Annotated in this window: 6 protein-coding genes; 2 read left to right on the forward strand and 4 right to left on the reverse strand. The window is 63.0% G+C overall.

The genetic code is table 11. The features are described 5' to 3' along the window. Positions 1-272: 272 nt before the first annotated feature. Both CVV68_RS11100 and rpoB read right to left on the reverse strand, forming a co-directional pair. A complete protein-coding gene (locus tag CVV68_RS11100; protein ID WP_110501062.1) occupies positions 273-4,175 on the reverse strand; it encodes a DNA-directed RNA polymerase subunit beta' in 3,903 nt (1,300 codons plus the stop codon). Between the two features lie 101 nt (positions 4,176-4,276). Beyond that, positions 4,277-7,795: a DNA-directed RNA polymerase subunit beta gene (gene rpoB, locus CVV68_RS11105; RefSeq protein WP_110501063.1), complete on the reverse strand. Its 3,519-nt coding sequence runs from the start codon at positions 7,793-7,795 to the stop codon at positions 4,277-4,279. 423 nt (positions 7,796-8,218) lie between these two features. Between rpoB and CVV68_RS11110 the strand changes: the two genes are divergently transcribed. Then, positions 8,219-9,418, forward strand: coding sequence for an acetyl-CoA C-acetyltransferase (locus CVV68_RS11110; protein WP_110501064.1), 1,200 nt, complete (start codon positions 8,219-8,221; stop codon positions 9,416-9,418). Continuing rightward, positions 9,415-9,912, forward strand: coding sequence for an aminoacyl-tRNA deacylase (locus CVV68_RS11115; protein ID WP_211320798.1), 498 nt, complete (start codon positions 9,415-9,417; stop codon positions 9,910-9,912). Before CVV68_RS11110 ends, CVV68_RS11115 begins: the two co-directional genes overlap by 4 nt. Positions 9,913-10,230: 318 nt before the next feature. Here CVV68_RS11115 and rplL read toward each other — a convergent pair whose 3' ends face one another. Next, the gene (gene rplL / locus CVV68_RS11120; RefSeq protein ID WP_110501065.1) at positions 10,231-10,608 is read right to left on the reverse strand and encodes a 50S ribosomal protein L7/L12; all 378 of its coding nucleotides are present in this window, start codon (positions 10,606-10,608) and stop codon (positions 10,231-10,233) included. Positions 10,609-10,750: 142 nt separating this feature from the next. Continuing rightward, on the reverse strand, positions 10,751-11,335 hold the full coding sequence (gene rplJ / locus CVV68_RS11125) for a 50S ribosomal protein L10 (RefSeq protein ID WP_110501066.1): 585 nt from the start codon (positions 11,333-11,335) through the stop codon (positions 10,751-10,753). Positions 11,336-11,728 lie beyond the last annotated feature (393 nt).

Here is an 11,728-nt window from a genome sequence, read left to right on the forward strand (position 1 = left end):
AACAATTAGTCTCTACGATACCACGGACGATGCCCCGCCCTGAAATCGGCCGCTCCCCCACCTTATGGGGGCGTGTCCTTGGCTTAAAGCACGACGGCGGTGACTCACCCCGTGAGGGTAAGTCACCGCCGTCGTGCATTATTTGGTGGTCCAGCCAGGCTCGACCACCGGGATGGGCCCACGCGCCCAAACTACGCAGACACGTTGGGCCCACAGCTCCGAGGGGCCCACTATTGGATCGCTAGCGATCCAATAGTGGGCCGAGCAGGGGACTAGCCGCTGAAGTTGGTGCCCAGATCATAGTCATCCAAGGGGATGGCACGGAACTCGGCACCAAGGTCGCCCACGCCGCCCACGTAGTCGAAGTCGCTGAACGCGCTCGGACCCGTGAACAGGTTGGCCTTGGCTTCTTCGGTCGGCTCCACCGTGACGTTGGTGTAGCGCGGCAGACCCGTACCAGCCGGGATCAGCTTACCGATGATGACATTCTCCTTCAGTCCCAGCAGCGGGTCCGACTTGCCTTCCATGGCCGCCTGCGTCAGAACGCGGGTGGTCTCCTGGAACGAAGCGGCGGAGAGCCAGGACTCGGTGGCCAGCGAGGCCTTGGTGATGCCCATGAGCTCGTTACGGCCCGAGGCCGGCTTCTTGCCTTCGGACACGACGCGGCGGTTTTCCGTCTCGAAGCGGCCGCGCTCGGCAAGCTCGCCGGGCAGCAGCTTCGAGTCACCGGACTCGATGACCGTTACTCGACGGAGCATCTGGCGGACAATGACCTCCACGTGCTTGTCGTGGATGCCAACGCCCTGGCTGCGGTACACGCCCTGGACTTCCTCAACGAGGTGCTTCTGTGCGGCACGCGGGCCGAGGATGCGCAGGACCTGCTTCGGGTCGACAGCGCCGACGATCAGCTTCTGGCCAACCACGACGTGCTCGCCGTCTGCAACCAGCAGGCGGGCACGGCGCAGGACCGGGTAGGCGATCTCTTCGGTACCGTCGTCCGGTGTCAGGATCAAACGCATGGTGCGCTCGGACTCATCAATGTTGATGCGACCGGCAGCCTCAGCGATCGGCGCGACACCCTTCGGGGTACGTGCTTCGAAGAGCTCCTGGATACGGGGCAGGCCCTGCGTGATGTCCTCGCCACGGCTGGCCGAAACGGCACCACCGGTGTGGAAGGTACGCATGGTCAGCTGCGTGCCGGGCTCGCCGATGGACTGCGCCGCGATGATGCCAACGGCCTCACCGATGTCCACCGTCTTGCCGGTGGCCAGCGAGCGGCCGTAGCACAGTGCACAGGTACCCACCGTGGACTCACAGGTCAGCACGGAGCGGACCTTGATCTCCTCAATGCCGGCCGCGAACAGCTTGGCAATGAGGACATCCCCGACGTCGTCGCCGGCGGTGGCCAGGACGGTGCCGGAAGAATCCACCACGTCGGCAGCCAAGGTGCGTGCGTACACGCTGTTCTCGACTTCCTCGTGCAGCTGGATTTCACCCAACGAATCAACGACAGCGATCGGCAGGGTCAGTCCGCGCTCGGTGCCACAGTCATCTTCACGAACAATGACATCCTGCGACACGTCAACCAGGCGGCGGGTCAGGTAGCCCGAGTTTGCCGTACGGAGAGCCGTATCGGCCAGGCCCTTGCGGGCACCGTGGGTGGCAATGAAGTATTCCAAGACCGACAGGCCCTCACGGTAGGAGGACTTGATCGGACGGGGAATAATTTCACCCTTCGGGTTGGCCACAAGGCCGCGGATACCGGCAATCTGGCGAACCTGCATCCAGTTGCCTCGGGCACCGGAGGAAACCATGCGGTTGATCGTGTTGGATGTGGGCATCGAGGCCCGCATCGCATCAGCGATCTCGTTGGTTGCCTGGTTCCAGATGTCGATGAGCTCCTGGCGGCGCTCCTCGTCAGCGATCAGGCCCTTGTCGAACTGTGCCTGAACCTTGGCGGCCTTGACCTCGTAACCTTCGAGGATGGCAGGCTTTGCCTTCGGCACCTCAATGTCGGAGATCGCAACGGTGATGCCCGATCGGGTGGCCCAGTAGAAGCCCGCATCCTTCAGGTTGTCCAGCGTTGCCGCCACGACCACCTTCGGGTAGCGCTCCGCAAGGTCATTGACGATCTCGGAGAGCTGGCCCTTGTCGGCAACCTCTTCAACCCACGGGTAGTCGGCGGGCAGGGTCTCGTTGAAGATGACCTGGCCCAGTGACGTGGCCACGATGGCCGGCTGGCCAGCTTCCCAACCTTCGGGAGCCTCCCAGCCTGCATTCGGGACAAAGTCCGACAAGCGGATCTTGACCTGCGAGTTCAAGTGCAGCTGGCCGGCGTCGTGCGCCATGACAGCCTCAGCCGGCGTGGAGAAGATCCGGCCCTCGCCGACAGCACCAATGCGCTTGGTGGTCAGGTGGTACAGGCCGATGATCATATCCTGCGACGGCAGGGTCACGGGGCGTCCGTCGGAAGGCTTCAGGATGTTGTTCGAGGACAGCATCAAGATGCGGGCCTCGGCCTGGGCCTCGGGGCTCAGCGGCAGGTGCACTGCCATCTGGTCACCGTCGAAGTCGGCGTTGAAGGCACCACAAACCAGCGGGTGAAGCTGGATGGCCTTGCCTTCAACAAGCTGCGGCTCGAACGCCTGGATGCCCAAACGGTGCAGGGTTGGTGCACGGTTGAGCAGCACGGGGTGTTCGGTGATGATCTCTTCGAGAACATCCCACACCTGGGGACGGAAACGCTCCACCATGCGCTTGGCGCTCTTGATGTTCTGTGCGTGGTTCAAATCAACCAGGCGCTTCATCACGAACGGCTTGAAGAGCTCCAGCGCCATCTGCTTGGGCAGGCCACACTGGTGCAGCTTCAGCTGCGGACCAACAACAATGACGGAACGGCCCGAGTAGTCGACGCGCTTTCCCAGAAGGTTCTGGCGGAAGCGGCCCTGCTTGCCCTTGAGCATGTCGGAGAGAGACTTCAACGGACGGTTGCCCGGTCCGGTGACCGGACGGCCGCGGCGGCCGTTGTCGAACAGCGAGTCAACGGCTTCCTGCAGCATGCGCTTTTCGTTGTTGACGATGATCTCCGGAGCACCCAGGTCAAGCAGGCGCTTGAGACGGTTGTTGCGGTTGATCACGCGGCGGTAGAGGTCGTTCAGGTCCGAGGTGGCGAAACGGCCACCGTCGAGCTGGACCATGGGTCGCAGTTCCGGCGGGATGACCGGGACGGCGTCCAGGACCATGCCCAGCGGGCTGTTGTTGGTGGTCAGGAATGCATTGACAACCTTCAGGCGCTTGAGGGCGCGGGTCTTGCGCTGGCCCTTGCCGTTCTGGATGATGTCGCGCAGGATCTCCGCTTCACCGGGCATGTCAAAGGTCTCAAGGCGCTTCTTGATGGCCTCGGCACCCATGGAACCTTCGAAGAACATGCCGTAGCGGTCACGAAGTTCGCGGTACAGGGCCTCGTCGCCTTCGAGGTCGGCAACCTTCAGGCCCTTGAAACGGTCCCAAACCTGCTCGAGGCGGTCGATGTCCGCATCGGCGCGCTTGCGCACATTGGCCATCTGGCGGTCCGCGGAGTCGCGGGCCTTTTTCTTGTCGGCTGCCTTGGCACCCTCGCCCTCGAGGCGCGCAATCTCGTTTTCGAGGTCGCGGGCGATCGTGGCGATGTCGGAGTCACGCGTGTCAACCATGCGCTTCTTCTCCAGATCGTGCTCGGTCTGGAGGTTCGGCAGCTCGGCGTGACGTGCTTCGTCGTCGACGCTGGTGATCATGTAGGCAGCGAAGTAGATGACCTTTTCAAGGTCCTTCGGGGCCAGGTCCAGCAGGTAGCCCAAGCGTGACGGGACGCCCTTGAAGTACCAGATGTGGGTGACGGGTGCCGCCAGCTCAATGTGGCCCATGCGCTCACGACGCACCTTGGCGCGGGTGACTTCAACGCCACACCGCTCACAGATGATGCCCTTGAAGCGCACGCGCTTGTACTTGCCGCAGTAGCACTCCCAGTCCCGGGACGGGCCAAAGATCTTCTCGCAGAAGAGGCCGTCCTTTTCAGGCTTGAGCGTGCGGTAGTTGATGGTTTCCGGCTTCTTGACTTCGCCGTGGGACCAGTCGCGAATATCAGTCGCGGTGGCCAGGCCGATCTGCATGAGGCCGAAGGAGGATTCGCTGGACATATGGGTCCTGTTCTCTCTAATTCTCTAAGTCTGAATGTCTAGGCGGGTACGGAAAGAGGTGGGTGACGACGGCGGCACGGCTGGGTGCCGCCGTCGTACTGTTAAACCTCTTCGACAGAGTTCGGCTCGGCCCGTGACAGGTCGATGCCCAGCTCCTCCGCGGCCCGGAAGACTTCTTCATCCGAGTCACGCATCTCAATCGTGGTGCCATCGGTGGAAAGGACTTCCACGTTCAGGCACAGCGACTGCATTTCCTTGATCAGCACCTTGAAGGATTCAGGAATGCCGGGCTCAGGGATGTTCTCGCCCTTGACGATCGCCTCGTAGACCTTCACGCGGCCGTGAATGTCATCGGACTTGATCGTGAGCAGCTCCTGCAGGGTGTAGGCGGCACCGTAAGCCTCCAGCGCCCACACTTCCATCTCACCAAAGCGCTGGCCGCCGAACTGGGCCTTACCGCCCAGCGGCTGCTGGGTGATCATGGAGTACGGCCCGGTGGAGCGGGCATGGATCTTGTCATCCACCAGGTGGTGGAGCTTGAGGATGTACATGTAGCCCACGGAAACCGGGTCCGGGAACGGCTCGCCGGAGCGGCCGTCGAACAGGAGCGTCTTGCCGGAGGAATCGATCAGGCGGTCGCCGTCACGGGTCACGTTCGTCGAGTCGAGCAGGCCGGTAATTTCCTCTTCAAGGGCACCGTCGAACACGGGGGTGGCAACCCTCGTCTGGCCGATTTCACGCGGCAGATTGGGCAGTTTCTGCACCCACTCCGGCTCGCCTTCGATCTTCCAACCGGTCTTGGCAACCCAGCCGAGGTGGGTTTCGAGCACCTGGCCCACGTTCATGCGGCCCGGAACACCCAGCGGGTTCAGGACAATGTCAACGGGGGTTCCGTCGGCAAGGAACGGCATGTCCTCGATCGGCAGGATCTTGGAGATGACACCCTTGTTCCCGTGGCGGCCGGCAAGCTTGTCACCATCGGTGATCTTGCGCTTGTTGGCGACGTACACGCGAACCAGCTGGTTCACGCCGGGGGGAAGGTCGTCGTCGGAGTCGCGGTCAAAGACACGGACGCCAATGACGGTGCCGGACTCGCCGTGGGGCACCTTCAGGGAAGTGTCGCGAACTTCGCGGCTCTTCTCACCGAAGATGGCACGGAGCAGGCGCTCCTCCGGGGTCAGCTCGGTTTCACCCTTGGGGGTGACCTTGCCTACCAGGATGTCGCCGGCCTCAACTTCGGCACCGATGTGGATGATGCCGCGCTCGTCCAGGCCGGCCAGGATTTCCTCGGAAACGTTCGGGATGTCCCGGGTGATTTCCTCGGCACCAAGCTTGGTGTCGCGGGCGTCAATCTCATGCTCTTCGATGTGGATCGAGGAAAGCACATCTTCGGCAACAATGCGCTGCGAAAGGATGATGGCATCCTCGTAGTTGTGGCCTTCCCAGGACATGAAGGCAACCAGGAGGTTCTTGCCCAGGGCAAGCTCGCCCAGGTCCGTTGCCGGACCGTCGGCAATGATGCCGCCTACTTCCAGGCGCTGGCCCTCGGAGGCCAGGACACGCTGGTTGTAGGCGGTGCCCTGGTTGGAACGCTGGTACTTGGCGATCGGGTAGTTGGTCTCGGTGCCGTCGTCGTTCAACATCACGACGATGTCGGCGGAAACCTCGGAAACCACACCGGCCTTCTTGGCGATGACCACGTCACCGGCGTCAACAGCCGTGGCGCGCTCCATGCCGGTGCCCACAAACGGGGCCTCGGACCGGACCAGCGGCACAGCCTGGCGCTGCATGTTCGCACCCATCAGGGCGCGGTTGGCGTCGTCGTGCTCCAGGAACGGGATCAGGGCGGTTGCCACGGACACCATCTGGCGCGGGGACACGTCCATGTACTCGACCTCGCCGGCCGGGATCAGGACAGGCTCGCCGCCACCGCCGCGCTGGCGGACCAGCACCATTTCCTCGGTGAAGTGGTTTTCATCACTCAAGGGCGCGTTAGCCTGGGCGATGACAACGTCCACCTCGTCGTCGGCGGTCAGGTAGTCGACCTCGTCGGAGACGACGCCTTCCTTGACCCGGCGGTACGGGGTTTCGATGAAGCCGAACGGGTTGATGCGGCCGTAGGAAGCCAGGGAACCGATCAGGCCGATGTTCGGGCCTTCAGGGGTTTCAATAGGGCACATGCGGCCGTAGTGCGAGGGGTGGACGTCACGGACTTCCATGCCGGCGCGGTCACGGGACAAACCGCCCGGGCCCAGCGCGGACAGGCGGCGCTTGTGCGTCAGGCCGGCCAGCGGGTTGTTCTGGTCCATGAACTGCGAGAGCTGGGAGGTTCCGAAGAACTCCTTGATCGCAGCCACCACGGGGCGGATGTTGATCAGCGTCTGCGGCGTGATGGCCTCGACGTCCTGAGTGGTCATGCGCTCGCGCACAACACGCTCCATGCGGGACAGGCCGGTGCGGACCTGGTTCTCGATGAGCTCACCAACTGCGCGGATGCGGCGGTTGCCAAAGTGGTCGATGTCGTCCACGTCAACGCGCAGGTCAACCTCGGCGCCATCGCGGATGCCCTTGGTGGTCTTGCCACCGGCGTGGAGGGTGACCAGGTACTTGATCATGGCCACGATGTCATCAACGCTCAGCACCGATGCGTCGGGGCTGCTCAGGGGCATGTCAATGCCCAGCTTGCGGTTGATCTTGTAGCGGCCAACCTTGGCGAGGTCGTAGCGCTTGGAGTTGAAGTACAGGTTGTGCAGCAGCGCGTCGGCGGCGTCAACCGTCGGCGGCTCGCCCGGGCGAAGCTTGCGGTAGATGTCCAGCAACGCGTCTTCGCGACCGGTGGTGGCATCCTTTTCCAGCGTGGCACGGATGGAGTCGAACTCGCCGAACTCCTCCAGGATCTGGCCTTCGGTCCAGCCAAGGGCCTTCAACAGCACAGTGACGGACTGCTTGCGCTTGCGGTCAAGGCGCACGCCGACCTGGTCGCGCTTGTCAATCTCCAGCTCAAACCAGGCTCCCCGGGAGGGGATGATCTTGGCGGTGAAGATTTCCTTGTCACTGGTCTTGTCCGCGGTGCGCTCAAAGTAGGCGCCCGGGGAACGGACCAGCTGGGACACAACAACACGCTCGGTGCCGTTGATGACGAACGTTCCCTTGTTGGTCATGAGCGGAAAATCGCCCATGAACACGGTCTGTTGCTTGATTTCACCCGTGAGGTTGTTCATGAACTCAGCCTTGACGTACAGCGGCGCGGCGTACGTGGCGTCGCGGTCCTTGCACTCGTCAACCGTGAACTTGGGGTCGGCGAACTCCGGTTCCGTGAAGGACAGGGACATGGTGCCCTGGAAGTCTTCAATCGGGGAGATCTCTTCGAAGATATCGGACAGACCGGAGGTGACGGCCACGCTGTCATCGCCGGCATTCACGGCGGTTTCCATGCGGCCCTGCCAGCGCTCGTTGCCGACGAGCCAGTCAAAGCTCTCGGTCTGGAGTGCAAGCAGATTCGGCACGTCAAGCGGCTCGTGAATCTTTGCGAATGAGAGGCGACTCTTTGCACCATCAGTGCTGTTTGAATCGATAGCGGTTGCAGCGTTATTAATATTAGAGGTGCTCGAGGCGACCAAGAGGGATCCTTCCACAGACCTGCAGGCTTGTTCATGTGAACCCTCACCCGATTCGCCAATTGGTCATCAAACCAAGACGAACGCTGGTCAAGAAGTTGCAAAGTCACCCACCCGGGGAGTTGAATCTACCCAAGATGCGTGCTCTTTCAACCCTTGACCGAAACAAAGCCCACCGCTATATGAAGGCTGAAGGTTTAGAGGGATACGCAAAGATCTACTCTACAGGCATTATGGCTCACGTGTCTACCCCACGATGCTCAATTACGCAAGTATGGAAGTTCCGCTGCTCACATTGGCTGGGAAGGGGTGTGCCCGCGGCCGGCCGGACGGAAATTTCCGACCACGTCCAGCTGTTAGATTCTATGAAAGACCCGGCGCAGGTCAAGGGTGACCTGCGCGGACGATGCGTAAGGAGCTGCCGCCATGACGGTACAAGACAATGATGTGGTAATTCTCTCAGGCGCCCGCACCCCGCAGGGACGGCTTAACGGACAGTTGGCGGCCTTCACCGCCGTCGAGCTCGGGACCAAGGCCATTGCCGCCGCCGTGGAGCGTTCGGGCATTGCGGCCGCCGACGTGGACTACGTCATCATGGGGCACGTGCTGCAGGCCGGCGCCGGGCAAAACCCGGCCCGCCAAAGCTCCGTGGGCGCAGGCATCGGCTGGGGTGTCCCCGCCGTGACCATCAACAAAGTGTGCCTCTCCGGCCTGACCGCCGTGATTGACGCCGCCCGCATGATCCGAAGCGGCGATGCCGAGGTCGTGGTGGCCGGCGGCCAGGAATCCATGACCCGCGCCCCCCACATCCTGCCCGGCTCCCGCCAGGGCTGGAGTTACGGGGCAGTGCAGGCGCTGGATGTGGCAGCCCACGACGGCCTGACCGACGCCTTCGACGGCGAGTCCATGGGCCTGTCCACCGAGCGGGGCAACATCCGCCTGAACATCACGCGCACCTCCCAGGACGAGGTGGCCGTCGCTTCCCACCGCCGGGCGGCGGCCGCACAGGAAGCCGGGCTGTTCGACGAGGAGATTGTGCCCGTCAGCGTGCCGCAGCGCAAGGGCGATCCCGTGGTGCTGACAAGCGATGAGGGCGTCCGGGCCAAGACCACCCTTGAGTCGCTGGCCCCCTTGCGCCCGGCGTTCTCCGCTGACGGTGCCATCACGGCCGGCAACTCATCCCCGCTGTCCGACGGCGCCGCCGCCTTGGTGTTGACCAGCCGGGCCTATGCCGACGCGCACGGGCTCCCGTGGCTTGCCGTGGTGGGCGCTCCGGGGCAGGTTGCCGGGCCGGACAACTCACTGCACTCCCAGCCGTCGCACGCCATTTCCAGTGCGCTGAAGAAGGCCGGTTGGACCACCGGCGACCTGGACTTCATCGAGATCAATGAGGCATTTGGCTCCGTGGCCGTGCAGTCCCTGCACGATTTGGACTTCCCCCTGGAGAAGTGCAACATCCACGGCGGTGCCATCGCGTTGGGCCACCCGATCGGGACCTCCGGGGCCCGTTTGGCCCTTCACGCCGCTTTTGAACTGGGCCGCCGGGGTTCCGGCAAGGCGGCAGTGTCGTTGTGTGGCGGCGGCGGCCAGGGCGAGGCCCTGCTGTTGTTCCTGGACGGGGAGTGAGCACGGCGGAAGCTGACAATGAAGGGCTGACCGGCCATGCCAGGGTTGCCGCCGATGCGGCTGCCCGGGGGCTGGACGTGGAGATTTTCCCACGCCCCGCGGCCAGCTCGCTGGCCGAGGCTGCCGCGCTGATCGGCGTTGATCCGTCCGACATCGTCAAGTCGCTGGTGGTCAAACGCAGCGACGGCACCTTCCTGTTTGCCCTGGTTCCCGGCGGCCGATCCATCTCCTGGCCCAAGCTGCGCTCCTTAGTGGGCGTGAACAAGCTGCAGATGCCCCCGCCCGACGTCGCCCTTTCCGCCACCGGCTACGAGCGCGGCACCATCACGCCCCTGGGAAGCACGACGCCGTGGCCCGTGTTCGTGGACTCGACCATCCCCGGGCGTCGGGTCGCCCTTGGCGCCGGCGAACACGGCTTCAGCATGTTCGTCGAGGCTGACGCCCTCATTGCCGCCCTCGCGGCCACCGTGGCGGACATCTCGGTCCTCGAGTAGCCCTCGCTCCTCGGCTGCAGACCGACATTCCCTCGGCCGCTTTCCGAACGACGGCCGCGGGCGGCCTTACGCTCTCCCTGACGCGGCCTACGAGAATGCCGACTCCTCCGCCTATCGCCTTGGTGTCGGGACGGTGTTGCCGGAGGCGACGTCAAGGAGGCCCGGAGGCCGCCCGCGGCCGAGGACCGGGAAGTCGCCGAGGCAATGCCGCCCGGACACCTGCGCCAGCGCCTGCGGCCGTCGCCGGTGATACCGCGTCGTACGCAAAGAAGCCCCGCACCAAACGGTGCGGGGCTTCTTTGTGAAGTGCGTCGGTGATTACTTGACGGTAACCGTGGCGCCGGCAGCTTCGAGAGCGTCCTTGGCCTTCTCTGCAGCTTCCTTGGTGGCGCCTTCGAGGACAGCCTTGGGAGCGGAGTCAACGACGTCCTTGGCTTCCTTCAGTCCGAGGGAGGTCAGGGCGCGCACCTCCTTGATAACTGCAATCTTCTTGTCGCCAGCGGCTTCGAGGATAACGTCGAATTCGGTCTGCTCTTCCTCAGCCTCGGCAGCTCCGCCGCCGGCCGGGCCGGCAACTGCAACAGCAGCAGCGGTAACTTCAAAGACCTCTTCGAACTTCTTCACGAACTCGGAGAGCTCGATGATGGTCAGTTCCTTGAAAGCTTCAATGAGCTCGTCGTTGGTGAGCTTAGCCATGGGTGGCGCTCCTTCTTTTTTCTTGCCCCTTAAGGGCGAATCTTTTAACCTAAGTCCTCATGGAATTAGGGAATTGCATTGGGCCCACGGTTGCCAGGCTCTGGGAAATTACCTCAGCAATTTCCCAGCCGGCAAATGGGGACTAGGCCTCGGTGGTCTCTGCTTCCGCAGCCGGGGCTTCAACAGCCGCAGCTTCTTCAGCGGCGGGTGCTTCCTCAGCGGCCGGAGCCTCTTCGGCGGGCGCACCTTCGGCAAGCTTGAGGCGCAGGGCCTCGATGGTGCGCGCAGCGGCGGCCATCGGAGCCTTGAGGATGCCTGCAACCTTGGCCAGCTGCAGCTCGCGGGACTCGAGGGCTGCCAGTGCGGCAACCTCAGAGGCGTCGAGAGCCTTGCCTTCAAAGAAGCCGGTCTTGATGACCAGCGCCTTGTTGGCCTTTGCAAAATCCGTCAGGCTCTTTGCTGCCGCAACAGCGTCACCCTTGATGAAGGCAATGGCGGTAGGACCGGTCAGGTGACCTTCGAAAGCGTCAACACCGGCTTCCTTGGCCGCAATGGCAGTCAGGGTGTTCTTGACGACCGAGAACTTGTTGTCCTGGCCGAGAGAAACGCGCAGCTCCTTGAGCTGGGCAACGGTGAGCCCACGGTATTCGGTTAGGACTGCTGCAGTGGAATCGCTGAAATCCTGCTTGATTTCTGCAACTGCGGCCACCTTTGTTGGCGTTGCCATAACCCTCCTTCCGGGAAATTAGCGCCGGTCTTTCCCACCCTGCCCCTGCTCTGCCGGTAAGGGAAGCAAGGGAAAAACAAAAACGCCCCGCACAGATGTACGGGGCGTTATGGCAGCGGATTCATGGGCTTTCACCCGGTCAACACTGCCTAAGCTTTGTGCACCTGCGCTGGCCGTCCTGTGTCAGGACTTTCGAATGAAAAACTTCCCTCGTCCACGTTGCACGGCACATGATGCACCAGACACGTGGGGGAGATTTCCATCGACCGACGGTCTTTGGTTCCTCAAGATTACCTGAGGCACGCCGCCGATTCCAAATCGCGCCCAGGGAAGGCTGTGGGAACAAGGACCTCCGGCACCCCGCCGGACGCCAATATCCGCCAAACTATTCCC

The sequence above is a fragment of the Arthrobacter livingstonensis genome, assembly GCF_003219815.1.
Lineage (GTDB): Bacteria > Actinomycetota > Actinomycetes > Actinomycetales > Micrococcaceae > Specibacter > Specibacter livingstonensis.